Raw genomic sequence first — 25,038 nt, 5'->3', positions numbered from 1 at the left:
ATTCGCGAGGGGCTCGGGCGGTTCGCCCGGGCCCCTTTGCCTTTCCCGGCGTGGGGGTTCTTTTCTTTTACGGCACGGCCAAGGAAGGCCTACCCGCCGCACGTGGCCGGGGGCCTCCAGGAATACGGCCGCTGATCCCGCACGGGGCCGGGCGCCGTTACGCGCGCCTGCTGGGCCGTCTGAGCGGTAGTCGTGGACCGCTGTTCTCGCTGACAGCCCGAAAAGGAGTCCCGCCTCTGCGGGAGGCGGAGGCCGGGGCTGAGAGGTGGTGAGTCGGCGGCCGGTGCTGGGAGGTGGTCAGTCGGCGTCGGGGAAGCCGATGGAGAAGGCGGCGTCCAGGTCGTGCTTGGAGTAGGCGCGGAAGGCTATGTGGGTCTCGGTGTTGAGCACGCCGGGCACCTTGTTGATGCGGCCGGGGATCACCTCGGCGACCTGCTCGTACTCGGCCACGCGGACCATGGCCAGCAGGTCGTAGGCACCGGTGATGGAGTAGACCTCGCTGACGCCGTCGATCTCGGCGATCGTCTCGGCGACCTCCGGGATGCGGTCGACCTCGGCGTTGATGTGAACGATAGCCGTGACCATGGAACTACTGTATCGAATCACCGCAGAGGCCGCCCTTCGCGGTGGCGGACGCGGTCGATCCCCTGATAGGCCAGGTCGATGCGGGCCTTGTGGCGGGCGGCGCCGTGGGCCGGCAGGCTCCACTCGCCGTCGACCTCGACCAGCCGGACCCCCGGTGACTCCAGCCATCGCAGGATGCACTCGGTCTCCTCGGCGCTGGCCGCGTGGACCGGCCCGGGGCCGGGGATGACGGCCTCGGCCGTGGCGGTGAGCGACTCGACGAACGGCGTGGGGTGGGCGCCGCGCGGCATCACGCCGGCCGCGGCGAGGCGGCCGTAGCGGATGACGTGGATGTCCCAGCCGCCGTCGAAGGCGGGGCTGGCCGCCACCAGGTGGGGGATGCGGGTGACGGCGGAGAGCCGCTGCATGCGGGCGGCGGTGCGGACGAACGCGGCCAGCCGGTCGCGGTCGACGGACGCCTCCTCGTAGCGCTGCTCGACCGACAGCCGCTCCATCCGGGCCGAGACGGCGGAGAAGACGGGGGAGGCGTCGAGCGTCATCGCCCGCCGCGCCGCCTCGGCGTGGGCCAGGTAGTCGGCCTGGCTCTGCTTGCCCTCGCAGGGGGCGCCGCAGCGGCCCATGTCGTGCAGGACGCAGGCCGAGCGGAGGGTGCGCAGGCTGATCGGCTGTGTGCACTGGCGCAGCGGCACCGCCTCGTGCAGCGCGGTGCGGGCGTCGTCGGCCAGGCGGGTGCTGGAGAAGGGGCCGAGGTAGGCGGCGTCGTCGTCCTTGACCTCGCGCACGATCGACAGGCGCGGGAACGGCTCCTGGGTGAGCTTGAGCCAGAAGACCTTCTCGGGGAACCTGGACCTGCGGTTGTAGCGCGGCTTGGCGCCGCCGATCAGGCGCAGCTCGCGCACCTCGGCCTCCAGCGCCGTCGCGCACACGACGTGGCGGACCCGATCGGCGATGCCGATCATCTCGCGGATGCGGGGCCTGGTCTCGCTGGCGGTGAAATAGGAGCGCACCCGGTTGCGCAGGTTGGTGCTCTTGCCGATATAGAGGATCTCGCCGCGCTCGTCCTCGAAGAAGTAGACGCCGGGCGCGTGCGGCACCGACTCGGCGAGGTGGCGCTTGCTCTGCTGCTCGGGCGTGGGGGCGCGGACGAACGACTTGAGCTCCTCCAGCGTGTGGACCTGGAAGGAGCCGGCCCGCTCGATGAGCCCGTGGAGCACGTCGACGGTGGCCCTGGCGTCGTGGAGCGCGCGGTGGCACGGCTCCGTCGAGGCGCGGAAGAAGCGGGCCAGCGTGGACAGCTTGGCGTTGGGCGTCTCGTCACGGGTCAGCACGCGCCGGGCCAGGTCGACCGTGTCGACGACCGGGTTGGCCGGCGGGGGATAGCCGTGGGCGGCGCAGGCGGCCTTGAGGAAGCGGGTGTCGAAGCCCGCGTTGTGGGCGACGAGCGTGGCCCCTCTGATGAACTCCAGGAAGCTCGGCAGCACGGCCTCCACGCGCGGCGCCGCCATGACCATCGCGTCGGTGATGCCCGTCAGCACCGAGATGAACGGCGGGATCGGGCCGCCGGGATCGACCAGGGTGGAGAACTCGCCCAGCACCTCGCCCGCCCGGACCTTCACCGCGCCGATCTCGGTGATCTTGTGCTCGGCCGGTGAACCGCCGGTGGTCTCGAGGTCGAACACCACGAAAGTGACTTCGCTCAGCGGGGTGCCGAGCTCGTCGAGAGTGCCTTGAACGGGATCCACGAACCAAGACCATAGAGAGGGCCACCGACAGTTGCGGAGCCGAACGAATAACTATTCGGCCTGTTCCTTCGTTACGCTTCCCCTTGTGTCCCAGGAACGACTCGCCCGCCGTTACCTCCTGCTGCGGCCGCTCGGCAGCGGCGGCATGGGCCGGGTCTGGCTGGCCAGGGACGAGATGCTCGACCGCGAGGTGGCCGTCAAGGAGCTGACGCTGCCCGAAGGGCTGCCCCCGCAGGAGCGCGCCGAGCTGATCGCCAGGGCCGCGCGCGAGGCGCAGGCCACGGCCCAGCTCCGTCACCCCGGCATCGTGGCGCTGCACGACGTGGTCGTCGAGCACGACCGCCCCTGGCTGGTCATGGAGCTGCTGCGCGGCCGCACCCTGGGCGACGCGGTGCGCGAGCACGGCCCCATGCCGCAGGAGTACGCTGCCAGGATCGGCGCCGAGATGCTCGACGCGCTGTCCGCGGCTCACGCCCGCGGCCTCCAGCACCGCGACGTCAAGCCCGGCAACGTGTTCCTGACCGACAGCGGCAGGGTGGTGCTCACCGACTTCGGCATCGCCCGCCAGGAGGGCCAGGCGACGCTCACCGAGCAGGGCCTGATGATCGGCTCGCCGGGCTTCATCGCGCCCGAGCGGCTGGAGGGCGACCCGGGCGGCCCCGCCAGCGACGTGTGGTCGCTCGGCGCGACCCTGTTCACCGCGGTGACCGGCGCCCCCGCCTACGGCGGCACGGCGGCCGAGCGCATCCGGGCGACGCTCACCCGGCCGGTGCCGCACGCTCCCGGCCCGCTCGGCCCGGTGATCGCCGCCATGATGGCGCCCCATCCGGCCGCCCGCCCGCCCGCGCCGCAGCTGATCCAGGCGTTACGCCAGGTCGCGGCCGGTCAGCAGGCGCAGCTGCCCGCCCACCACGAGGCCACGACGCCCGTGCGGGTCAGGAAGCGCGGCAGGCCGCTGCTGTGGGTGGCCGTCGCCGCGGTCGCGGCCGTGGTGGTCGCCGCCGCCACGACCACCGTCCTGCTGATGCGCGACCGGGCCTCGGGCGGTGTCCCCGAGGCGTTCACCGCGCCGATGGACGTGTGCTCGCTGCTCGGCGAGGAGGAGGTCGGCCTCTTCCTGCGCACCCAGCAGCCGCCCAAGGCGACGCCCGGCTCCGACGAGGTCGGCCCCCGCTGTCAGTGGCCGATCCAGGGCAGCGGGGTGGAGCTCCAGGTGCAGAAGGACTCCGACACCCGGGACCCGTGGGCGATGACCCCCGAGACGGCCCGCACCCTCTTCGCCAACCAGCGGCGCTGGTGGGACACCCACGACAAGCTCGACTGGACGTGGCCCGAGATCGGGACCAAGGCCAGCGTCCCGGTGACCCGCACCCCCGTGCGGACGATCGCCGGCGTCGGCGAGGAGGCGTTCGCGTTCGAGCTGAAGGGCGGCACCGGCCGCATCCACACCGCCATCGTCCACTACCGCCTTTCCAACCTGGTGGTCTTCGTCGGCTACACGGCGCTGTCCGAGCGGCTCGGCGACGAGGACATCAAACAGGCGGCGGTCAAGGCCGCGCAGGCGACCGAGCGGGCGTTGCGCCATGCCGGTTGACGCCTACCTGCTGGCCGGCCGCTACCGGCTCGTGGAGCGGCTCGGCGAGGGCGGCGCCGGCACGGTGTGGCGGGCCCGCGACGAGACGCTCAACCGCGAGGTCGCGGTCAAGCAGGTGCGGATCCCGCCCCGGCTGACCCCGGCGCAGCGGGCCGAGTTCGCCGACCGGGCGATCTACGAGGCGCGGGCCGCCGGGCGGCTGCGCGACCCGGCCATCGTCGTGATCCACGACGTGGTGCTGGAGGCCGACCAGCCCTGGATCATCATGGACCTGGTCACCGGCCGCTCACTCGACCAGGCGATCAAGGACTTCGGTCCGCTGCCGCCGCCGAGCGTGGCCCGCATCGGCCTGAGCGTGCTGTCCGCGCTGCAGGTCGCCCACTCGTACGGCATGGTCCACCAGGACGTCAAGCCGGCCAACATCCTCCTCGACGCCGACGGCTCGGCCATGCTCACCGACTTCGGGATCGCCGTCACCATGGGCGCCAAGGGCGACCGCTACGGCAGCGCCGGGTCGCCCGGCTACATGGCGCCGGAGCGGCTCAACGAGCAGCCGTCCGGCCCCGCCTCCGACCTGTGGTCCCTCGGCGCGAGCCTCTACACCGCCGTGGAGGGGCGGCCGCCCTTCGCACGGCCCAACCCGGCCGCGATGGCCGCCGCCGTGCTGCTGCACGACCCCCCGTTCCCCGTCAGGGCGGGTCGCGAGCTCGGCGGGCTGCTGATGGCGATGCTCGCCAAGGACCCTGCCGCGCGCCCCACCGCCGGGCAGGTCCGTCAGGCGCTGGAGCACGCCGTCTCGCCGGGCCGTGCCCCCGCGCCGCCCGCGGGCCGGCGCCGGGTCCGGTGGCTGGCGCCGGTGCTGCTCGCCGCCGTCGCACTGCTCGGCACCGCGGGCTGGTACGGGTGGACGGCGCTCAACCAGGGCGAGCCGGGCCGTTACGCGGCCGCGCCCGACCCGTGCCGCCTGCTCACCGGCGCCCAGGCCGAGCAGGTGGTGGGAGGCGCGACGGGGGCGGAGAAGACCCGCGAGGGCGAGTGCCAGTGGCGTCTGCAGCAGGGCTCCCTGGTCACGCGCAGGGTGACCGTGCGCGTCTGGATCGAGCGGCCCGACGGCTCGCGCGGCGCCCCCGAGGTGGCGGCCCGCCGGTTCGACATGGAGCGCGCCAGCAGGCGGGCCGCCGAGGGCTCGGTGTTCCGCGAGCGGGTCGGCGAGGTGCGCGACGTGCCCGGTACGGGTGAGGCCGCGTTCGTGCAGTCCCGCTTCGAGCGCTACATCAACTCGCCCGACTCCGGCCGGGCCGACACCGCCGTGCTGCTGCGCGACAGCAACCTGATAGCCGAGGTGGTCTGGCACCGGACGGACGTCGGCATCGACGATCCCGCCGACGAGAAGACCGCCGTCGACGCCGCCGGGATGGTCTCGGGTGCGTTGCGAGGATGAGGTCGTTCAAGTGGCTTGCAACCGGGCTGACTAGCATGTCTCCCCGCAAGTCATGGCCAACCCCAGGAGTCACTGGTGCATCCCGGTAGCGAGAACCAGCCGCCGAACCCCTACCCGGCACCTGGCGGACCCTTCCAGCCACCGGCGGGTCCCCCGGGGCCGCACCCGCCGCCGCACCCGCCGATGCAGGTGATGCGGCAGATGCCGCAGAGCCTGCCGGGCCCGCCGCCCGGGCCGCCGCGCCCGCCCAGGCGCCGCCCGTGGCTGCTGCCGCTGCTGGCCGCCGCCGCCGTCGTGCTGGTGGGCGGGGGCGCGAGCGGCTATCTGGTGTACGGGCAGCTCTCGCGGGCGAGCGACCCCGCGCCCACGCGGCAGCAGGCGGGCCCCACCGCTTCCCAGGCGTCGGCCGGCGCGGCGGCGGTGGACGGCCCCGACGTCTGCGCGATGCTGCCCAAGGAGGAGGCCGACCGGCTGGTGCCCGGGGCGACTGTGGTCAAGGGCTCCCGGCAGCACCCGTCGGTCACCACGTTCACCTGTAACTGGGTGAACCAGCGCATCTCGTACGGTGAGTTCTGGCGCAACCGCGAGGTGGACGTCAAGATCGGGCAGCACCTGGGCGACGGCGCGAAGACCGGCCGGGCCATGGCGCAGAGCTCCTACGAGTTCGACTACGGCGGCGCGAAGTACCGCGAGACGGCCAGGCCGACCCCGAAGAAGGGCGAGAAGGAACGCATCTCCCCGGTCACGGACATCCCCGGCGTCGGCGACGGCGCCTACGCCCAGTACACCTGGCGCCGCTCCGGCCAGCTGCTGTGGTACTCGTTCGGCCAGGCCTACGCCCGCGTCCACGACATGACGATCGAGGTCAAGTACCAAGCGGGCCAGCAGCGCAAGGACGCGCAGATCCTCAGCAACCAGACCACCCAGTCGATCACCGAGGAGAACGCGATCCGCGAGGTGACCGGCCTGATCAAGCACTTCGCCAAGGGCGTCGCCGACTGGAAGGCCAAGCACCCGAACGTCGTCGCCCAGCCGTACCCGACCGTCACGAGCACGCCGCAGGCCGCCCCCACCCCGACGCCGACGGAGCTGAAGATCTTCCCCGCCGCCTGCGAGTCGATCACCCGGGCCGCCACCGCGCTGGTGCCGGAGCCGGAGACCCGGGCGCGCGGCACCGAGATGGGCAACGACACCCAGACCGAGTGCCGCTGGCTCAACCGGGACGCGCCGGGCGTGGCGGGCAAGACCCGGGTCCGCAGCGTGCTGATCACCGTGCACAGCTTCACCAACCGGGCGGGCGTGGCCGACAAGACCGCGGCCGGGTCCTACTACTCGACCCAGCGCGGCCAGGACAACAGCACCGAGAACTCGTCGTTCAGCGGCATCGTGTTCGGCGACGTCCGCGACGTCGAAGGGCTCGGCGAGGCCGCCTACGGCCGCTACGTCCAGACCCGGCGCGGCGACGTGCACGCCGGCAGCGGCAGCGTGACGGCGCGGCAGGGCTCGCTGGTCGTGGTGGTCGACTACGCGGGCGCCGACCGGCCCGAGGGCAAGCCCGCCGACGCGCCCGAGGCCGAGATGCTCCCGGAGAAGGAGGCCCGCGACGGCGCGCTCACGATGGCCAAGGCGTTCCTGGCCGCGCTGGCCCAGAAGCCGATCGGCAGCTAGGCGGGGGTGTCGCGCAGGCGTTCCACCCGTACGCCGCGCAGCAGCAGCTCGGAGACCAGCAGCGCGCACAGCAGCGTGGCCGCCAGCGCGGCGCCGGTGACGAGCGCCACGGGCGCCGCCGCGACCTCGTGCGGCAGCGGCGGCGTCACCACCGGCTCGGCGAACTGCGGGATGCGGCCCAGCGCCGCCTCGGCGGCGACCAGCCCGGCGACCAGCCCGGCCAGCGTGCCGGTCACGACCGTGATCGCCTGTTCGAGCAGCAGCGACAGCCGCAGCGCCGGCGCCTTCGCGCCGGCCGCCTCCAGCGCGGCCAGCTCGTAGCCACGCCGCCGCGCCGCCGTGTGCAGGGCCAGCACGGTCCTGCCGAGCGCGAGCACGGCCGCGGCCAGCGCCGACACCAGCAGCAGCATGAGCGCCAGCCCCGGCCCCTCGGCGGCGTATCCGGCCTCCAGATCCGCGGCGCGCACCGTGGACACCACCGTCAGCCCTTCCCTGGCCAGCGCCGCCTCCAGCGCCGCGGTGCCGGACTGGCGGGTCCACACCTGGAACTGGGCCTTCTCGTCCACCCCGTACGCGATCCTGTCGGCCTGTTCGAGATCCATCAGGACGCCGGCGCCGGTGATGCCCGGCGCGGCCGCGGCGGTGACCGCGGGCCGGACGCGGTAGGCGAAGGCGTTGTCCAGTCCCGGAACCGCCTTCGCGCCCACCTCGCCGACCACGATCCCGGCGGGCTCCTGCTCGTAGGTGGCCGGCCGCAGCACCTGCATGCCCGTGTCGGACACGCCGAAGCTGCCGTCCGTCCGGCTCGGGTCCTGGTCCACCCGCCAGGCGGGCGCCGGCACCGGCTGCCAGGCGCCGTCCCGCAGCACCTCCATGCTCTCCACCCGCACCTCGACGAAGGCACCGCCCTCCACGCTCCCCAGGGCGTTCAGGTCGGCGTGGATCCTGCGCAGCTCGCAGGGCACCTGGCGGCAGGGCAGGGGCAGGTTCCACTCGTACGCGCCTCCGGCGCCGCGGAGCTCGCCCATGGTGATCGAGACCGGGCCCACCCTGCCGGTGATCCGGAAGGCGGCCTTGACCTGCGCCTCCCAGTCCTTGGTCAGCTCGCTGTGGGCCAGCCGCAGCCGGAACCGCTCGCCGCGCACCCACACCCGGGCGGCGTCGGGGCCCGGCAGCGCGGCCATCGCCCCGGCCAGGTCCTTGCCGCCCGCGAGTTCGGGATCCCAGTGCGCCACCCGCGCCAGCCGGTCGGGGTCGGAGACCACGAGCTGCGGCGTACCCGGCATCTTGATCACCGGCGCGGCGAGCGCGCCTCCGGGGTCGGCGGCCTCGACCGCGGCGGCCAGCTCGCCAGGCTCGACCGGCTGGACGGTGATGGCGGTGGGAGCGCCGTTGTGGAAGGCCGCCACCCGCGCGTAGTCGTCGCTCGTCGCCGTCCACGCCGCCACGGCGAAGGTGGCCAGCCCGAGCGCGGTGCCCAGGACGATCACACTGCCCGCCGTCACGGGACCCCTGGCCACCTGGCGCAGCGCCAGGAACGGCCCCAGCCCGCCGCGCCGCCGGGTGAGACCGAACAGCCACCCGCTCGCCACCGGCAGGACACGGCTGGCCAGCAGCGCGACGCCGAGCGCCATCAGCCCGGGCACGGCCATCGCGCCGGCGCTCTCCCCGGAGGCATCGGTGATCACACCGGCCGCCAGCAGCTCCGTCAGCCCCAGCGCCGTCACGGCCAGCACCACCGCGTCCAGCGCCCAGCCGCGGGCGCTCCTGCGCGGCGTGCGCCGCCACTCCTCCGTGACCGGCCGGGTGGCGACGCGCCAGGCCGACGCGGTCGCGGCCAGCACCCCGCCGAGCGTGGCCGCCAGCCCGGCCGCGACCGCCGCCGGAGGGAACGTGGTGGGGACGCCCGCGGGCAGCAGCGCGCCGATCATCAGGCTCGCCGCCGCGAACCCCGCCGCGAGGCCCAGCGGCACCGCCAGCAGGAGCAGCAGCAACGGCTCGGCGAGCGCGAACCGCCACACCCGCACCCTGCCGTGGCCGCGGAGCCTGGCCAGCGCGATCTCCGGCCCCCGGGCGCGCACCAGGTCGCCGACCGTCTGGAACAGCAGCAGCCAGCCCAGCCCGACGAGCTGCGCCGCCACCAGCAGCGCGGGCACGCCCAGCGTGCCGGCGTTGGCGTTCATCGTCCGCAGCGTGTCGGCCATCCGGGAGAACACGATCGCGTCGGTGGTCCGGCCCGTGGCCTCGGCCAGCGCCTGCATCTCCGCCAGCAACGGCAGGTCCGTGCCGGTCAGCCGGTCCGGATTGACGCGGATCAGGGCGTAGTCGGTCCAGGCCTGCTCCCCGAGGCCCGAGCCGACGTAGTAGGTGACGGAGCGGGTCTCGCGCGCCGTGAACAGCGCGTCGGCCTTGTTCTGGCTGGGCTGCCCCTGCGGGTCGAACAGTGTCCTGCCGAACCAGAACGGGTCCGCGGGGTCGCCCGGCCGGTAGACGCCGACGACCTCCAGCGGGGCCGTCTCCAGCGTGGCCGAGCCCGGCCGCGCGGACCGGAGCGACCTCAGGCGCACGACGTCGCCGGTCTCCAGCCCGGACGCCTCGCTGGCCATCACCTCCCCGGCGGCGGCGGGGCAGCGCCCCCGGGCCGGCTCCAGGTGCTCGCACTGGCCGTCCTGCCACACCACCGTGTACGCGCGACGGTCGTCCTGGTCGGCGCTGCCGCTGGACACCTCCATGCCGAACACCGGCGGGTCGGTGAAGCCGGCGCCCGCCGTGAAGCCGGCCACCTTGGGCTCGATGGTGCCGCCGGACGTGGTGTAGCGCCAGCCGCGGCCCTCCACCGGCGCCTCGCGTATCGCGTCGCGGACGATCGTGGTCAGCGCGCCCGCCGAGTAGATCGGCGCCACGGCGGCCGAGGCGATCGGCACGACCGCGATCAGCAGCACCACCAGGGCGAGCGTGCGGCGTTCCCACAGGCCTCGCAGGATCACGGCTCCACCCTTCGCAGCACGACCCCGTCCTCCACCGCCTCGATCCTGGCCATGGAACCGGGGGGCAGCAGGTGGTGGTACTCGGGCGGCACCTGCACCGCGCCCTCCCTGCCGACCACCACGAAGTCCTCGCCGTGACGGCCCTCGGCGCCGACCCGGCCGTCCCTGATCGTCACCGTGCGGCCCAGCGCCTCGCTGACGCCCGGGTCGTGCGTCACCACCACCGCCGTGGTGCCCTCGGCCTCGGCGGACTCCTTGATCAGTTCGATCACCCGCTGCCCGGACCCGGCGTCGAGCTGGCTGGTGGGCTCGTCGGCCAGCAGCAGCCTGGGGGAGTTGGCCAGCGCCACGGCCAGCGCCAGCCGCTGCTGCTCGCCGCCCGACATCCGGCCCGCGGGCCGGTCGCCGACGTCTTCCAGCCCGACGCGGGCCAGCAGGTCACGGACCCGGCGCCGGTCGCGCCTCACCGCACGCTGGGCGAACGCGACGTTCTGGGCGGCCGGGAGGTAGCCGATCAGGTTGCGCGACGGGTTCTGCAGGACCACGCCGATGCGCGACGCCCGCAGCCGGTCGAGCCCGCGCTGGTCGAGCCGGCCCACGTCGGTCCCGTCGAGCCACAGCCGGCCGGCGCTGGGTCGCAGCAACCCGGCGAGCAGCCACAACAGCGTCGACTTGCCCGCGCCCGAGGGGCCCAGCAGCGCCACCGTCTCGCCGGGGTCGATCACCAGGTCGACGTCGCGCAGCGCCACCACCTCGACGTCCTGCGCCCGGTAGATCTGCACGATCCCGTCGCAGCGCACCATACTCATCGGTGGACCGCCGCGCGCAGCTCGACGACCCGGTCGCAGCGTTCGGCCACCTCCGGGTCGTGGGTGGCGATCACCAGCGTGGTGCCGTCCGCGCCGACGGCGAGCAGCTCGTCCAGCACCACCTCGCGGTGGACCGCGTCCTGCTCGGCGGTCGGCTCGTCGGCCAGCAGCACCTTGGGGCGCAGCGCCAGCGCCCTGGCCACGGCCACCCGCTGCTGCTGCCCGCCGGACAGCTCCTCCACCAGGTGATCGGCGAACCTGGCCACCCGCAGCCGCTCCAGCGCCGCCGCCGCCAGCCGCATCGCCTCACGCGGCGGCCGGCCCGCCGCGCGCAGCGCCACCTCCACGTTCTCCGCCGCCGTCAGCAGGCTCAGCAGACCGTACGACTGGAAGACGAGGGCCAGGCCGGCCCGCAGCTCCGGCTGCTCGTCGAGCGGCACGCCGCCCACCAGGACGCGCCCCTCGGCGGGCGGGACCAGCCCGGCCAGCGTCGTCAGCAGCGTCGTCTTGCCCGAGCCGGACGGGCCCATGAGCGCGACCCGCTCGCCCTCGTCCAGTTCGAGTGTGAGGTCGTCGATGAGTTTCCTGCCCGCGACGACGCAGGAGAGCGCGCGACAGGAGATGGCAGGTGGGGGCACCACGCGCGGATCATCCTCCGGGGGGCGGCTTGACGTCAACCGTCAACGACCTCGCAAGTCCGCTGCAAGCACGCCGCATACCGTGGTGCCGGCAGGCGACACGTGAGCCGCGCGAGCAGAGCCGCCCAGCACAGGGGCCTGGGCGGGCAGGAGTGGGGGAGCCGCGCGGCTCACCGCCGTCTCCGTCCCACCCCCTGAGCCGTGACCTACTTGTGATCTTGTGACCGTGGCCCCGGGCGCCGGATCAGGAACGGTTCCAGCAGGCCGGGGGCCGCACGCGCCGCCAGCTCCAGAACCTCGCCGCGAGCCGCGCCCGGTAGGCGTCGGCCGCCAGCCAGAGCGCGACCGGCGCCGCGGCCACCACCGCCGCCCCGAGCACCGGCCAGAACGGCCCCGCCCACCAGGTCCCCGGCGCAGGCCGCGACGACCGCGCCCGGTGGCCAGTCCAGCCCTGCCAGCACGCGCGCCGGCACCGTCACCGCGGGCACCGCGACGGCCAGGGACTTGACAGCGGCCGCCCGCAGGTTGCCGCGAGGCAGCTCCTGCCACTCCTGCCACTCCTCCTCCGGCTCGGGCACGACGGTCTCGCCCATGTCACATCCCTCCGTGCGCGCGGGCCCGGGAGTCATGTGGCGTCGCCCGGGGTGGACTGGGTGACGGCTGTCAGGCGGGCGGCCAACGAGGCGGCCACGGCCTCGTCGAGGCCCTCGATCCTGACGGCGCCCGCCGCCGAGGCCGTGGTCACCGTGACGTCCGCCAGCCCGAACAGCCGCTGCACCGGCCCCCGCGCGGTGTCGACCGTCTGGACGCGCGACATCGGCGCCACCCGCCAGGTGTGGGTCAGCCAGCCCCTGCGCGTGTAGACCGCCTCGCCGGTGACCTCCCAGCGCTGGACCCGGTAGTACGCGTGCGGTGCCACCAGAGCCACCGCCAGGCATCCCACCGCGGAGGCCGTCGCCGCCACGCCCAGCCACAACGGCCGGTCGGTCAGGAACCAGAACGCCGCGACCGCGCTCCCGCCGATCGGCAGCATGAACAGCAGCCACTGCACCGTCCACCAGGACACCGCCCGGGGATCCGCCTGGTCGCGGGGCGGGCGCAGCGCGGTCTCGCGCGCATCGACAACCACGTCCATGGCCGTCAAGGGTGGCCGAGCCCCGCGGACCCGCGCGTCGGCCCGAGGGCTCGCGCGCCATCGACTTTGGTCGCTGTTCGATCGCCATCGGTAGCGCCTAACCTCGTGAGACGTGACCCCGACGAGCGAGCCGCACCAGGAGTACCGATGGGTGCTCCCGTCCGTGCTGCTCGGCGACGGCGGCGCGGGCGGGCCGGTGCGGCGCTCCACCCGCGACTGGATCGTCGACATCTCCATGTTCCTGCTGGCCTGCGGGCTCACTCTGATGACCGCGCTGGAGATCGACGGGCCGACGCCGCTGGTGGCCGCTGAACAGGTTGTGGGAGTGATCTCCTGCCTGTCGGTGTGGCTGCGCCGCCGCTGGCCGGTCGGCCTCGCGCTGGTCACCACCGTGGCCTCGGGCTACTTCGAGATGGTCGGCGGGGCGTCGGTGGTGGCGCTGTTCACGGTGGCGGTGCACCGGCCGTTCAAGATCTCCGGCACGATCGCCGGGCTCGGGCTGCTCGTGATCGTGCCGTTCTACTTCCTCCGCCCGGACGTGGATCTCGGCGGGCCGACGTACGCGATCCTCGCCCTCGCGATCGTGCTGACCACCTTCGCCTGGGGCATCGTCGTCCGGGCCAGGCGCCAGCTCATCTGGTCGCTCAGGCAGCGGGCCGACGGAGCCGCCGAGGAGGCCAAGCGGCTGGAGCGGGAGCGGATCGCCAGGGAGATGCACGACGTGCTCGCGCACCGGCTGTCCATGCTCAGCCTGCACGCGGGCGCGCTGGAGTTCCGGCCCGGCGCGCCTCCCGACGAGGTCGCCAGGGCCGCCGGGGCCATCAGGGCCAGCGCCCATCTCGCGCTGCAGGACCTGCGTGAGGTGATCGGCGTGCTGCGTCACCACGACGCGGACGCGGAGGTCCCCGACCGGCCCCAGCCCACGCTCGCCGACCTGCCCGCGCTGGTGGCGGAGTGCGAGCAGGCGGGCATGGACGTGAGCCTGCGACTCAAGGCCGGCGAGGTGCCGGAGAAGCCGGGGCGCAACCTCTACCGCATCGTCCAGGAGGCGCTCACCAACGCGCGCAAACACGCGGCGGGCGCACCGGTCACCGTGACCGTGACCGGTGGGCCGGGTGAGGGGGTGTCGGCCGAGGTGCGCAACTGGCTGCCCGCGCGCCACGGCCCCCGCATCCCCGGCGTCCAGATCCCCGGCGCCGGGGCCGGGCTCATCGGCCTGACGGAGCGCGCCGCGCTGGCGGGCGGGCGGCTGGAGCACGGCCCGACCCCCGAGGGTGAGTACGTGGTCCGCGCCTGGCTACCCTGGCCGGCGCAGACATGACGGCGAGGGGTGGGGAAGGTGCTGGTGAAGGGCTGGTGGGAGGACGGATGACGACGCCAGGGGCGCGGCCGGTCAGGGTGCTGATCGTCGACGACGACGCGCTCGTCCGGGCGGGGCTGTCGATGATCCTCGGCGGCGCCGGCGACATCGCGATCGTCGGTGAGGCGGGCGACGGCGCCGAGGTGCCGGCGATGGTCGCCCGGCACCGGCCGGACGTGGTGCTGATGGACATCCGGATGCCGGACGTCGACGGGCTGACCGCGACCGAGGCGCTGCGGGCCGCCCAGTCGCCGCCCGAGGTCCTCGTGCTGACCACGTTCCACGCCGACGCGCAGGTGCTGCGGGCGTTGCGCGCGGGCGCGGCCGGGTTCCTGCTCAAGGACATCCCGCCCGTCGAGCTGGTGGCCGCCATCAGGAAGGTGGCGGCGGGGGAGCCGATCCTGTCGCCCGCCGTGACCCGGCAGCTCATCGCCCACGTCTCCAACGGCGGCTCCGGTGGCCGCACGGACCGGGCCAGGGCCCTGATCGGCCGGCTCAGCGAACGCGAGCGGGAGGTGGCGCTGGCCGTGGGGCGGGGCAGGTCCAACGCGGAGATCGGGCGCGAGCTGTTCATGAGCGTGCCCACGGTCAAGGCGCACGTCTCGCGCATCCTGACGAAGCTCGAACTGAACAACAGGGTGCAGGTGGCCCTGCTGGTCTACGACGCCAGTCTCTGACGCACGTCCTGGAGTTCCAGGTTTTGCCCGCCCTTTCCCTTGTGGGCCGGTCCCGTACGGGAGTGACTCCACGCAGGTACGGGCCACACACGCACCGTCGGAACCGCTCGCCTCGTCCGGACGGCGCGAGAGGACGCGCCCGAGTTCGCGAGGCGACGCCTCGCAGGTCGGCGATGGGGCAGGGGGTGGAAACGGCCGCGGGACCGAGCGCTTACCCGGAAAAGGATGCCCGTTACGGACAGGTACCCGGCAGCCGTACCCTTGTCTGAAAGAGCATGTCATGAAGGGACAGTGGGATGAGCTCAGCGGGTGAAGGCCTGTCTCGCCCGCTTCCCGAGCAGGTGCGACTCAACGTCGTCGACCTGGCCGCCCAGGTTCTCGGCTCGATGCCCGCCGCCGCCGTCCCGCCGCCGCTGCGCGGCATCGCCAAGTTCGATCCGCGCAAGCGTGCCCGCCTGGGCGGCGCGCCCATCGCCGCCCAGCTGGAGAACGACAAGGACTTCCGCGTGGCCGTCGCGGAGCACGTGACCGCCGGGTGGCCGGAGCTCGTCTCGTCGCTGGCCGAGGGCAACGTCCCGCCCGCCGCCGATCCCGTGCTCGTCGCCGCGGCCGCCTACCTCACCCGCCCGCCGGGGTGGGAGGAGATGATCGAGGCCGCCAGGACCGACCTGGAGAGGAACGCCGCCGCCGCCGAGGGCGCGGAGCGCGAGGAGGTCGTGTCCCGGCTGCGCGAGCAGCTCGCCGCGCAGAAGTCGGCGGCCAAGGAGGAGGTCGACCGGCTGCGCGAGCAGCTCAAGGCCGCCCGGGGGGAGAACTCCGACCTGCGCCGCAAGCTCCACGACGCCCGTGAGCGGGCGAAGGCGGCCGTGCAGCGGGCCGAGGCGATGGAACAGACCGCCCAGGACGCCAGGGCCGCGGCCACGGCCGCCGGCAGCGCCGGCGAGACCGAGCTGCGCCGGCTGCGCGAGCGCCTGGCCGACGTGGAGAAACAGCTCGAAGCCTCGCGCAGGGCCGCCCGCGAGGGGCGCAGCATCGAGGACGCCCGCATCAGGGTGCTGCTCGACGCGCTGCAGGACGCCTCCGCCGGGCTGCGCAGGGAGCTGGCGCTGCCCACCACCATCTCCAGGCCCGCCGACTCGGTGGCCGCCGTCGCCGGGGAGACGCCGGGCGTGCGGGGGGTGCCGGCCCGCGCGCTGGCCGACGACGATCCGCAGCTGCTCGACCAGCTCCTCGCCCTGCCGCAGGTCCATCTGATCATAGACGGCTACAACGTGACCAAGACCGGTTACGGCACTCTCACGCTGGCCGACCAGCGCAACCGGCTGATGACCGGGCTCGGCGGCCTGGTCGCGCAGACCAGGGTCGAGGTGACCGTGGTGTTCGACGGCGCGGAGCTGAACGCGCCGGTGCAGGTCGTCGCGCCGCGCGGGGTGCGGGTGCTGTTCAGCGCGCCGGGGGAGATCGCCGACGACCTGATCCGCCAGCTGGTACGCGCCGAGCCGCCGGGCCGCGCCATGGCCGTGGTCTCCTCCGACCGCGAGGTGGCCGAATCCGTCCGGCGCATGGGAGCCAGACCCGTTCCGTCTGCTTTGCTGCTGCGCAGGCTCGGCCGCGCCTAGATTACAAATCAGTGTTTGGGTGAGACCTCACCTTCCACTTCTGTACTATTTCGCCCCAGATGTATTCCCCCTGGGAGGCGAGCTGTGAGGTTGGGCCGGGCGCCACTGGCCGCGGGTCTCGTGATCGGGCTGATCACTCTCCCCACGGGAGGAGTGGCCGCCGACCCGCAACCGACGATCAGTCAGGCCAAGGCCAAGCTCGAGAAGCTCAACGACAAGGCCGACAAGGTCGTCGATCGCTACAACACGGCGACGGAGAACTACAAGGCCGCCAAGAAGCGCTACGACAAGCTCAACGCCGGCTACAAGCGCAAGCTCGCCACCGTCGCCGAGCTGCGCCAGCAGGTCGTCACGATGGCCGTCGACGGCTACAAGATGGGCCGCGACCTGACCTCGATGCCGACCATGGTGACCGCCGAGAACCCGGGTGACCTGCTCTACCAGATGGCGCTGACGGAGCGGCTGACCGCCGATCGCGCCGGCAGGCTGGCCGCCTTCGACCGGGAGAACCGCGGGCTCAAGATCGAGCGTGACAAGGCCCAGGGGGCTCTGGGCGAGGCCGACGAGGAGCGCGACAAGATCAAGAAGGAGCGCTCCGAGATCGAGAAGCTGATCGCCCAGCAGAAGAAGCTGCTCGACCGCCTCGGGGCCTACCGCGTCGGCGACCCGAACAGCACCGGCGTCAAGTACACCGGCCCCGCCTCGGGGAGCGCGGCGGCGGTGCTCAACTTCGCCTACGCGCAGATCGGCAAGCCCTACCAGTTCGGCGGCACCGGCCCCGGCGGCTGGGACTGCTCCGGCCTGACGCAGGCCTCGTGGCGCGCGGCCGGCGTCTCCCTGCCGCGTACGACGTGGCAGCAGTGGGCCTGGGGCGCGAGCCGGAGGGTGTCGCTGGACGCCCTGGAGCCCGGTGACCTCATCTTCAGCGAGGGGCTGGGCCACGTGAGCATCTATGCGGGAAACGGCAAGATCGTGCACGCGCCGCAGACCGGTGACGTGGTCAAGGTCGTCCCGCTCTCCGCGTACGGGCGCCGGCTCGTCGGCGCGGTACGCCCGTGAGCCGCTGAAACGTCTGTGACTGATGTGACAGAAGGGCTCTGACACATCGTCAGGGCGGCAAGTGTGAGTATGGTCACATCTGGGTAACGGGACTGGCTTGCCAGCAGGGATCCGCGGGTCTGACAGCGGGCTTGTCAGATCGTCATGTGCTTACCGTGCCTTTGCCAGCCCATGACTTCAGGCGTAGGTTCTGGCGTCGCGGCGGACACTCCATGCCCGCCGCCGGCCATCGCCGCCGCGCCGCCGGCGCCGCGACGTGGACGAACAAGAATCCGCCGGTCACCGCCGCATCTCCGGGAACCTTCACCCGGGTGGTGGCCTGCCGAATCCGTGCAGCCAGGAGGCACGGAGCCGGGGAACCATAGATCCCGTCATTTCAGGGCGGGATCAGGGGTGAATCGGCGCGGCGACGCGCCGTAGGGCGACTTCCAGGCCCGAATCCGTCAGCTAACCCGGTAGGCGTTCGTGGAAGACTCAAGGAGCAATCCTGTCTACCTCCCCTAAGAACCCCCGTCTGTCTCGCCTTGCCGTCAGCGGCGTGGCGCTCAGCATGACCGTGACGGCCGGAGGGCTGGCCCTCCATGTCCCGGCGGCGCAGGCGGACACGGTGATCGCCCCGGCCGGAGCTTCGGTGACGACGGTCGAGGCCGTCAAGACCACTGCTTCCAAGAAGGCGACTTCGAAGAAGGTCATGTCCAAGAAGCAGGCGAAGGCGGCCCGGCAGAAGGTGAAGGCCCACAAGGCCGTCGCGGTGGCCAAGAAGCAGATCGGTGACCCGTACCGCTACGGAGCCACCGGGCCGCACGCCTTCGACTGCTCTGGTCTCGTCCAGTTCGCCTGGCGGAAGGCCGGGGTCAAGATCCCGCGCGTGACGAACAGCCAGTTCGCGGGCATCAGGAAGAAGGTCTCCTACAAGAACCTGAAGCCGGGTGACCTGATGTTCTTCCGCGGGCTCGGCCACGTGGGCATGTACATCGGCAAGGGCAAGATGGTGCACTCGCCGAGCTCGGGCAAGACGGTGCGCGTCGAGAAGCTGAACGGATGGCGCAAGTCGTCGTTCGCCGGCGCGGTACGCCCCGGTCTGTGACCGATCGCGAAGGCCCCGCCCCTGACTGGGGGCGGGGCCTTCGTGATGCGTGGGACGGGCGTCCCGCCGCTAGCATCGGACAGCATGTCCGGGATCGTGGGCCGTCGAGCGGTGGTGGCGGGGCTGGTCCTCGCCGTGGCCGCGGCCGGCGGGGCGGCGCCGGAGTCGTGGTCCGCCGGGGTGCCTGATGAGCTGGCCGGGGTGCGGGAGCTGTGGCGGGGCGAGCTGGGCGTCGCGCGCGGCGAGCGGGCGCTGGTCGCCGGGCAGCGGGCCGATCCCGGGCTGCTGGCCGATCTGGCGCGGCGGGCCGACGCGGCGGGGCGACGGGTGTCGGGCGTGCTGGGCCGGCCCGTGCGCCCGCTGGTGCTGGTGCCCGCCTCAGGGGAGCAGGCCGCGCGGCTGGCCGGCGTCGCCGACGTGCGCGGGCTGGCGGCGGTGGCCGACGGGCGGCGGGTGATCGTGGTGCCCGAGGGTTTCGCGCGGCTCAACCCGACCGGCAGGGACGTGGTCCTCGCCCATGAGCTCACGCACGTCGCCGCGGGCACCGACGGGCTGCCCGGCTGGCTGTACGAGGGATTCGCCGACTACGTGGCCTATCGGGACGCGGGGCTGGCGGTCACCGTGGCGGCGGCCGAACTGGCGGCCGAGGTGCGGGCGGGGCGGCTGCCGGACGAGCTGCCCGGGGCCGGTGACTTCGGCTCACGGGGGGACGCGCTGGCGCGGGCGTACCAGGAGGCGTGGCTGGCGTGTCGGTTCCTGGTCGAGAGCGCGGGCGAGGGGACTCTGGTGAGGCTCTACCGTGATGCCCAGAGTGTCGGCACCGACCGGGCACTCGCCGCGCGGGGGCTCACGCTCGGCGGCCTGACCCGGGGGTGGCGCGCGTACGTGCGGGACCAGCTGGGGTGAGAGGACGCGAAGTGGACGACGGCCACGACAGGAACGGCGCCGCGGGCGACCAGGCCGGGACCCGATCCGGCGGGCCGCCACGGCCGGCGTCCGGCGAATCCGCCCACGAGAACGGCCCGCGCCCGGATGACGGGCAGGCGCTCCCGGCGGACGGCCGACCGGGGTCTCAAGACCCCGGGCGGGAGGAGCGGCCGGGCGGTGAACCGGGACCTCAAGACCTCGGGCGGGAGGGGCGGCCGGGACCTCAAGACCCTGCGCACGGTGGGGCGGGTCGGAAGGGGCGGCGGCAGGCTGGGGTGGCCGGGGTCGTGCTGGGGGCCGGGATCCTCGTGGTGGTGGGGCTGACGACGCCGTGGCAGGCGCTGCCGGGGGCGCCGGAGGTGGCCGCCGACCCGGCCGCGGACTTCACCGCCGGGCAGATCGCCCGCGCGCAGGCGTTCGACGCGGCCACTAGCGTGCCCGGTTATCTGTCGCTCGGCCTGACCCTGGTGTTCGCGGGCCTGCTCGTCGCCACCCCGCTGGGCGCCAGAATCCTCGGGGTGCTGCGCGGGCCGTGGTGGGTGCGGGTCCTGCTGGGGGTGCTCGTCCTCACGGTCGTCGAGGAGGCGCTGCGCTGGCCGCTCGGCGTCTGGTTCGAGACCGTGCTGCGCGACTACGGCCTCTCCACGCAGGATTGGGCGTCCTGGACGGGCGACCGGCTCAAGAGCATCGCCATCAACACGGCCCTGCTGGGCGTGATGGTCGTGGCGGTGGTGGCGCTGGCCCGGCGGTTCAGGCGCTGGTGGATCCCCGCCGCGGCGGGGGCGTTCGCGCTCACCGTGGCGGCCTCCTTCGTCTACCCGGTGGTGTTCGAGCCGGTGTTCAACGATTTCAGGTCCATGCCCGAAGGCCCGCTGCGGACGAACCTGCTGGCGATGGCCGAGCGCGACGGGGTGCCGGTGGAGGACGTGCTGGTGGCCGACGCCTCCCGCCGCACCACCGCGCTGAACGCCTACGTGTCCGGGTTCGGCGCCACCCGACGCATCGTGGTCTACGACAACCTGCTCAAGGCCCCGCAGCCCGAGGTCGAGCTGGTGGTGGCGCACGAGCTGGGCCACGCGGGGGAGAACGACGTGCTCTACGGCACGCTCGTCGGCGCGCTGGGCGCGGCGCTCGGCGCGATCCTGCTGTTCCTGGTCTTCGGGCCGGTGCGCCGGCGCGCCGGGGTCACGTCGATCGCCGACTGGCGCGCGGCGGGCGCGATCCTGGGGTTGATGACGCTGGCGACGTTCCTGTCAGGCCCCGCGCAGAACTTCGTCAGCCGCCACATCGAGGCCAGGGCCGACGCCCACGCCCTCAATTTGACGCGGGATCCGGTCACGTTCGCCGCGATGCAAAAACGCCTGGCAACAGCCAATATTTCCGACTTGTCGCCCGATGCAGTGGAATATGTGCTCTATGCCTCCCATCCCACGGCACCGGAACGGATCGCGATGGCCCGCTCCTGGGCGAAGCTGAACGGCGTCCCCGGCCCGTGACCCGAGTCGTCTTCGTCACCAACGACTTCCCGCCCCGCCCGGGCGGCATCCAGTCGTTCGTGCACGGCCTGGCCCAGCGCACCCCGGGCGCGGTCGTCTACGCCCCCGCCTGGCGCGGGTGCGCCGAGTTCGACCGCCGTGAGCCGTACCCCGTCGTCCGTCACCCCGGGCGGCTCATGCTGCCCGTCCCGTCCGTCGCCCGTACGGCGGCCGAGCTGGTGGCCGGGCACGGCGCGGACACCGTCGTGTTCGGCGCGGCGGCGCCGCTCGGCCTGCTCGCGCCGCGCCTGCGCGCGGCGGGCGCGCGGCGCGTGGTGATGCTCACCCACGGCCACGAGGCGTCGTGGGCGAGCGCGCCCGGTTTCCGCGCGGTGCTGCGCCGCATCGGCGCGCACGCCGACGTGGTCACCTACCTGGGCGAGTACACGCGCGCGCGGCTGGCCCGCGCCATCCCGCAGGACAAGCTGGTACGGCTCGCGCCCGGCGTCGACACCGGCCTGTTCCACCCGGGGGCGGCCAAGGCGGAGCTGGGGCTGGCGGGCAGGCCGGTGGTGGCGTGCGTGTCCAGGCTGGTGCCGCGCAAGGGCCAGGACCGGCTCATCAGGGCCTGGCCGGAGGTGCTCGGCGCGGTGCCGGACGCCGTGCTGCTCCTGGTCGGCGGCGGGCCGCACCGGCGCGCGCTGGAGAAGCTGGCCGGCGGGCACCCGTCGATCGTCTTCACCGGCACCGTCCCGGCCGCCGACCTGCCCGGCTACTACGCCGCCGCCGACGTCTTCGCCATGCCGTGCCGTACCCGATGGGGCGGGATCGACGTGGAGGGGCTCGGCATCGTGTTCCTGGAGGCGGCCGCGACCGGCCTGCCGGTCGTGGCCGGCCGCTCGGGCGGCGCGCCCGAGGCCGTACGCGACGGCGAGACCGGCCTGGTCGTCGACGGCGCGGACCCGGCCCCCGCGGCCCGCGCCGTCGTCGAGCTGCTGACCCGTCCCGAGCAGGCGCGGAAGATGGGCGAGACCGGCCGCGACTGGGTCGTCGGCGAGTGGTCCTGGGACCGGGTCGCCGCCCGCTTCCACGCCCTGCTCTGATTCATCCCTTCGTCGAGCCGAGCGTCAGCCCGGCCACGAAATGCTTGTGCAGCAGCTGGAACACGATCAGCGTCGGCAGCGCCACCAGCACCGATCCGGCGGCCAGCAGGTTGTAGTCGGTGAAGAACTGGCCGCGCAGGTTGTTCAGCGCCGAGGTGACGGGCAGCTTGTCGCCCGACACCATGAGCACCAGCGCCCACAGGAAGTCGTTGTACATCCAGGTGAACTGCAGCGTGCCCAGCGCCGCCAGCACGGGCCTGCACAGCGGCAGCGTCAGCGTCCAGTAGCGGCGCCACAGGCTCGCCCCGTCGACCAGCGCCGCCTCGGAGATCTCCTCGGGGATCGTGCGCATGAAGTTCGCGATGACGAACACGCAGAACCCGAACTGGAACGCCACGTGGATCAGGATCAGCCCCAGGTACGAGTCGTACAGGGACTGCGAGTCCGACAGCCACGCGGGCAGCGGGATCAGCGTGTAGAGCGAGTACAGCGGGGTGATGAGGACCTGTGGCGGCAGCAGGTTGCCCGCGGTGAACACGATGAGCAGCGTCTTGCGGCCGGGGATGCGCGCCCGCGCGATGGCGAACGCCACGAACGAGGCCAGGAACAGCGTCAGCACCAGCGCCGGGATCACGATGATCAGCGTGTTCAGGTAGTAGCGGGGCAGCTCGGCCTGGCTCCACGCCTGCCCGTAGTAGTCGAGCGTGAGCTGCTCGGGCAGCGAGAAGTAGCCCAGGCGGGCGGTCTCGTCGTACGGGCGCAGCGACGCGTACACGGCCAGCAGGAGCGGCATCAGCCAGCCCAGGGCCACCACCGCCAGGAAGGCGTGCAGCAGCCAGCGCAGCGGCCGGGCCCCGCGCCGCGGCGGCGCCGCCGCCTCGCGTTCCGGGCTGGTGCCGACGGGCGCGGTCAGCGTCATCGTTCCTCCCTGAACAGCTGCGACAGGTAGGTGACGATGAACCCGAGCGAGATCACCAGCAGGATCACCGCGATGGCCGAGCCGAACCCGATCCGGCTGGCCTCGCCCACGATGTTCTCGGTGACCAGCACCGACAGCAGTTCGAGCCCGTTCCTGCCCTTGTTGATGGCGTAGACGATGTCGAACGCGCGCAGCGCCTCGATCACCGTGATCACCAGCACGATCACGTTGACCGGCCGCAGCGTCGGGAACACCACCCGGAAGAACGCCTGCCTCTCGTTGGCCCCGTCGATGGCGGCGGCCTCCTTGAGCGCCGGGTCCACCGCCTTCAGCCCGGCCAGATAGATGATCATGACGTAACCGACGTGCCGCCAGGCCGCCGCCACCATGACCACCCAGATGTTGATCGACCGGTCGCCGAGCCAGTCGGCCGACAGCCCGGTGACGGCGTTCAGCACGCCGTAGTCGTGCGAGTAGACGAGCTGGGCGATGAACCCGACCACCGCCAGCGACAGCACGACCGGCATGTACAGGGCGCTCTGGTAGAAGCGCGAGCCGCGCAGCCGCCGGTCCAGCAGCACCGCGCAGAACAGCCCGAACGGGGTCGCGACCAGCCCGAGGAAGACCAGCCAGAGGATGTTGTTGCGGACGGCAGACCAGAACGGCGGATACTCGCCGGCCAGGTCGGAGTAGTTCCGCCCGCCGATCCACTCGATCGGCCCGAAGCCGTTCCAGTCGGTGGCGGACAGGGCGACGGAGGCCAGCGTGGGCCCCCAGATGAGGCCCACGTTGACGATGACGGCCACCCCCACCCCGATGACCAGCACGGTCACGTCACGGGCGGAGTAGCGACGGGTCTTGACGGTCATCAGCGGAAGATGTTGGCCTTCTGCTGTTCGATGCTCGTGAGTAAGGAGTCGATCTCGGCGGGCTTGTCGACGAACGACTGCAGCGACGGGATCATCACCGTGGAGGCGAAGTCCGGCCGCGTGTCACGGTCGAGGAACTGGGCGATGTGCGAGGCCTGCGACACCAGTTCGGCGCCGCGCTTCTGCAGCGCGCTGTAGCCGCTGGTGTCGGCCTTGGAGCTGGCCGCGAGGGTGCCGGGGTCCAGCTCGGTGGCGATGTCCTGCGACGACGCCTGGGCGAGGTGCTTGACGAGCGCCTTGGCCCCGTCGACGTTCTTGGCCTTGGCGGAGACCATGTAGCCGTCGATGGGGGCGTCGATGGAGTCGGTGCCGTGGGTGGGGTTGATCTCAGGGAAGGTGAAGAAGTCCAGGTCGGCCAGGTCCTCCTCGGGGAACTGCTGGGCCACGAACATGCCGAGCAGGTACATGCCGCTCTTCTTCTGCACCAGCGACTGCGCGGCCTCCTGCCAGGTGCGGCCCAGCGACGCCGGCTGGTGATACTCCATCAGCCCGCGCCAGGTGTCGAACACCTGCTTGACCCGCGGGTCCGTCCACGACTCCTTGCCCGCCATGAGCGAGATGTGGAAGTCGTAGCCGTTCATCCGCATGTTGATGATGTCGAACGTGCCCATGGCGGGCCAGCCGTCCTTGTCGGCGAACGCGATCGGGACGAGGTCGTCGCCCTGCATCTTCTTGGCCAGCGCGGTCAGCTCGTCGAGCGTCTTGGGCGGCTCGTAGCCCTTCTCCTCCCACACGCTCTTGCGGTAGAAGACCGCCCACGGGTAGTAGGTGAACGGGATGAAGTACTGCTTGCCGTCGACGCCGGTGGAGGCGTCCTTGAACGCCTGCGTGTAGTCGCCGCCGATCTCCTGCCACACGTCCGAGATGTCGGTGGCCAGGCCCTGCTCGGCGAAGAACTGCATCCGGTAGCCGGCGAACCAGGTGAACACGTCGTCGGGCGTGCCCCTGAGGTAGCGGTTGATGTTCTCCTGGAAGGTGTTGTGGTCGACGGTGTTGATCCGCACGCTCGCCTGGGTGAACTTCTCGATCACGGTGGCGAGCGACTTCTTCGGCACCTCGTCGGAGGCGTTGGATCCCAGGGTGACTGCGCCGAGGTTGCCGGAGGTGCTGCCGGGGCTCGGCTGTTCGGAGCCGCCGCATCCTGCCAGCACGGCGGGCACGCCGAAGGCGGCGGCCGTGCCGAGCAGCAGATTGCGGCGGGAGATCGGCGGACGGTGGTCCATGGTGGTTCCTCCTTGGCCGGACCCTCAGATTCCCCCGAGTTCGATCACCCTTCATCGAAAA

21 protein-coding genes and 1 riboswitch are annotated in these 25,038 nt (G+C 72.8%); of the genes, 11 read left to right on the top strand and 10 right to left on the bottom strand.

Annotated elements, in window-relative coordinates; translation table 11 throughout:
- Nucleotides 1-297 precede the first annotated feature (297 nt).
- Nucleotides 298-585 (bottom strand): Lrp/AsnC family transcriptional regulator, encoded by a 288-nt coding sequence (locus ABD999_RS17125; RefSeq protein ID WP_148032805.1) that lies wholly within the window; start codon nt 583-585, stop codon nt 298-300.
- A gap of 17 nt (nt 586-602) precedes the next feature.
- The gene (locus ABD999_RS17120; RefSeq protein WP_148032804.1) at nt 603-2,327 is read right to left on the bottom strand and encodes a DEDD exonuclease domain-containing protein; all 1,725 of its coding nucleotides are present in this window, start codon (nt 2,325-2,327) and stop codon (nt 603-605) included.
- Between the two features lie 85 nt (nt 2,328-2,412).
- Here ABD999_RS17120 and ABD999_RS17115 point away from each other — a divergent pair, with 85 nt between their 5' ends.
- From ABD999_RS17115 to ABD999_RS17105, 3 genes are all read left to right on the top strand, one after another.
- Nucleotides 2,413-3,921: a serine/threonine-protein kinase gene (locus ABD999_RS17115; RefSeq protein WP_271277926.1), complete on the top strand. Its 1,509-nt coding sequence runs from the start codon at nt 2,413-2,415 to the stop codon at nt 3,919-3,921.
- Complete coding sequence (locus ABD999_RS17110) at nt 3,911-5,362, top strand: serine/threonine-protein kinase (RefSeq protein ID WP_271277925.1); 1,452 nt, start codon at nt 3,911-3,913, stop codon at nt 5,360-5,362. The genes ABD999_RS17115 and ABD999_RS17110 overlap by 11 nt, the downstream gene beginning before the upstream one ends.
- A gap of 75 nt (nt 5,363-5,437) precedes the next feature.
- A complete protein-coding gene (locus ABD999_RS17105; RefSeq protein ID WP_271277924.1) occupies nt 5,438-7,030 on the top strand; it encodes a hypothetical protein in 1,593 nt (530 codons plus the stop codon).
- Here ABD999_RS17105 and ABD999_RS17100 read toward each other — a convergent pair.
- The 5 genes from ABD999_RS17100 to ABD999_RS17080 all read right to left on the bottom strand — a co-directional run bounded on the left by ABD999_RS17100 (nt 7,027) and on the right by ABD999_RS17080 (nt 12,599).
- A complete protein-coding gene (locus ABD999_RS17100; RefSeq protein ID WP_271277923.1) occupies nt 7,027-10,017 on the bottom strand; it encodes an FtsX-like permease family protein in 2,991 nt (996 codons plus the stop codon). The genes ABD999_RS17105 and ABD999_RS17100 overlap by 4 nt on opposite strands.
- Entirely contained in the window at nt 10,014-10,826 is an 813-nt protein-coding gene (locus ABD999_RS17095; RefSeq protein ID WP_271277922.1) for an ABC transporter ATP-binding protein, read from the bottom strand. Before ABD999_RS17095 ends, ABD999_RS17100 begins: the two co-directional genes overlap by 4 nt.
- Complete coding sequence (locus ABD999_RS17090) at nt 10,823-11,467, bottom strand: ABC transporter ATP-binding protein (RefSeq protein WP_271277921.1); 645 nt, start codon at nt 11,465-11,467, stop codon at nt 10,823-10,825. Before ABD999_RS17090 ends, ABD999_RS17095 begins: the two co-directional genes overlap by 4 nt.
- A gap of 203 nt (nt 11,468-11,670) precedes the next feature.
- Nucleotides 11,671-12,057 (bottom strand): hypothetical protein, encoded by a 387-nt coding sequence (locus tag ABD999_RS17085; protein ID WP_271277920.1) that lies wholly within the window; start codon nt 12,055-12,057, stop codon nt 11,671-11,673.
- Nucleotides 12,058-12,089: 32 nt separating this feature from the next.
- Nucleotides 12,090-12,599 (bottom strand): PH domain-containing protein, encoded by a 510-nt coding sequence (locus ABD999_RS17080; RefSeq protein ID WP_271277919.1) that lies wholly within the window; start codon nt 12,597-12,599, stop codon nt 12,090-12,092.
- Between the two features lie 112 nt (nt 12,600-12,711).
- Between ABD999_RS17080 and ABD999_RS17075 the strand changes: the two genes are divergently transcribed.
- The 8 genes from ABD999_RS17075 (at nt 12,712) to ABD999_RS17040 (ending at nt 21,906) form a co-directional block, all read left to right on the top strand.
- Nucleotides 12,712-13,920 (top strand): sensor histidine kinase, encoded by a 1,209-nt coding sequence (locus ABD999_RS17075; protein ID WP_271277918.1) that lies wholly within the window; start codon nt 12,712-12,714, stop codon nt 13,918-13,920.
- 47 nt (nt 13,921-13,967) lie between these two features.
- On the top strand, nt 13,968-14,636 hold the full coding sequence (locus ABD999_RS17070) for a response regulator (RefSeq protein ID WP_271277917.1): 669 nt from the start codon (nt 13,968-13,970) through the stop codon (nt 14,634-14,636).
- 296 nt (nt 14,637-14,932) lie between these two features.
- Nucleotides 14,933-16,255, top strand: a complete 1,323-nt coding sequence (locus tag ABD999_RS17065; protein WP_271277916.1) for an NYN domain-containing protein — start codon at nt 14,933-14,935, stop codon at nt 16,253-16,255.
- A gap of 84 nt (nt 16,256-16,339) precedes the next feature.
- On the top strand, nt 16,340-17,314 hold the full coding sequence (locus ABD999_RS17060; RefSeq protein ID WP_271277915.1) for a C40 family peptidase: 975 nt from the start codon (nt 16,340-16,342) through the stop codon (nt 17,312-17,314).
- Between the two features lie 310 nt (nt 17,315-17,624).
- Nucleotides 17,625-17,791: riboswitch (cyclic di-AMP (ydaO/yuaA leader) on the top strand.
- Nucleotides 17,792-17,852: 61 nt separating this feature from the next.
- Nucleotides 17,853-18,401, top strand: coding sequence for a C40 family peptidase (locus ABD999_RS17055; protein ID WP_271277914.1), 549 nt, complete (start codon nt 17,853-17,855; stop codon nt 18,399-18,401).
- Nucleotides 18,402-18,485: 84 nt separating this feature from the next.
- On the top strand, nt 18,486-19,307 hold the full coding sequence (locus ABD999_RS17050) for a hypothetical protein (protein WP_271277913.1): 822 nt from the start codon (nt 18,486-18,488) through the stop codon (nt 19,305-19,307).
- 296 nt (nt 19,308-19,603) lie between these two features.
- Complete coding sequence (locus ABD999_RS17045) at nt 19,604-20,824, top strand: M48 family metallopeptidase (protein ID WP_271277912.1); 1,221 nt, start codon at nt 19,604-19,606, stop codon at nt 20,822-20,824.
- Entirely contained in the window at nt 20,821-21,906 is a 1,086-nt protein-coding gene (locus tag ABD999_RS17040) for a glycosyltransferase family 4 protein (protein WP_345482791.1), read from the top strand. The genes ABD999_RS17045 and ABD999_RS17040 overlap by 4 nt, the downstream gene beginning before the upstream one ends.
- A gap of 1 nt (nt 21,907) precedes the next feature.
- On the opposite strand, the gene ABD999_RS17035 is transcribed toward ABD999_RS17040, so the two are convergent.
- Genes ABD999_RS17035 through ABD999_RS17025 form a run of 3 tightly spaced genes read right to left on the bottom strand, consistent with a single transcriptional unit; the run spans nt 21,908 to nt 24,977 of the window.
- Complete coding sequence (locus ABD999_RS17035) at nt 21,908-22,825, bottom strand: carbohydrate ABC transporter permease (protein ID WP_271275369.1); 918 nt, start codon at nt 22,823-22,825, stop codon at nt 21,908-21,910.
- Nucleotides 22,822-23,694: a carbohydrate ABC transporter permease gene (locus ABD999_RS17030; RefSeq protein ID WP_219544658.1), complete on the bottom strand. Its 873-nt coding sequence runs from the start codon at nt 23,692-23,694 to the stop codon at nt 22,822-22,824. The genes ABD999_RS17035 and ABD999_RS17030 overlap by 4 nt, the downstream gene beginning before the upstream one ends.
- The gene (locus ABD999_RS17025) at nt 23,694-24,977 is read right to left on the bottom strand and encodes an ABC transporter substrate-binding protein (RefSeq protein ID WP_148032787.1); all 1,284 of its coding nucleotides are present in this window, start codon (nt 24,975-24,977) and stop codon (nt 23,694-23,696) included. The genes ABD999_RS17030 and ABD999_RS17025 overlap by 1 nt, the downstream gene beginning before the upstream one ends.
- Nucleotides 24,978-25,038: the final 61 nt, after the last annotated feature.

The organism is Nonomuraea ferruginea (assembly GCF_039540635.1).
GTDB classification, from domain to species: domain Bacteria; phylum Actinomycetota; class Actinomycetes; order Streptosporangiales; family Streptosporangiaceae; genus Nonomuraea; species Nonomuraea ferruginea.
This window is presented reverse-complemented; position numbering and strand designations above follow the sequence as displayed.

What these genes read in the sequence shown, in the direction of transcription:
- ABD999_RS17125 (WP_148032805.1), bottom strand. Translation starts at nt 585, where the DNA reads ATGGTCACGGCTATCGTTCACATCAACGCCGAGGTCGACCGCATCCCG.
- ABD999_RS17110 (WP_271277925.1), top strand. Translation starts at nt 3,911, where the DNA reads ATGCCGGTTGACGCCTACCTGCTGGCCGGCCGCTACCGGCTCGTGGAG.
- ABD999_RS17095 (WP_271277922.1), bottom strand. Translation starts at nt 10,826, where the DNA reads ATGAGTATGGTGCGCTGCGACGGGATCGTGCAGATCTACCGGGCGCAG.
- ABD999_RS17085 (WP_271277920.1), bottom strand. Translation starts at nt 12,057, where the DNA reads ATGGGCGAGACCGTCGTGCCCGAGCCGGAGGAGGAGTGGCAGGAGTGG.
- ABD999_RS17080 (WP_271277919.1), bottom strand. Translation starts at nt 12,599, where the DNA reads ATGGACGTGGTTGTCGATGCGCGCGAGACCGCGCTGCGCCCGCCCCGC.
- ABD999_RS17070 (WP_271277917.1), top strand. Translation starts at nt 13,968, where the DNA reads ATGACGACGCCAGGGGCGCGGCCGGTCAGGGTGCTGATCGTCGACGAC.
- ABD999_RS17065 (WP_271277916.1), top strand. Translation starts at nt 14,933, where the DNA reads ATGAGCTCAGCGGGTGAAGGCCTGTCTCGCCCGCTTCCCGAGCAGGTG.
- ABD999_RS17050 (WP_271277913.1), top strand. Translation starts at nt 18,486, where the DNA reads ATGTCCGGGATCGTGGGCCGTCGAGCGGTGGTGGCGGGGCTGGTCCTC.
- ABD999_RS17035 (WP_271275369.1), bottom strand. Translation starts at nt 22,825, where the DNA reads ATGACGCTGACCGCGCCCGTCGGCACCAGCCCGGAACGCGAGGCGGCG.
- ABD999_RS17030 (WP_219544658.1), bottom strand. Translation starts at nt 23,694, where the DNA reads ATGACCGTCAAGACCCGTCGCTACTCCGCCCGTGACGTGACCGTGCTG.
- ABD999_RS17025 (WP_148032787.1), bottom strand. Translation starts at nt 24,977, where the DNA reads ATGGACCACCGTCCGCCGATCTCCCGCCGCAATCTGCTGCTCGGCACG.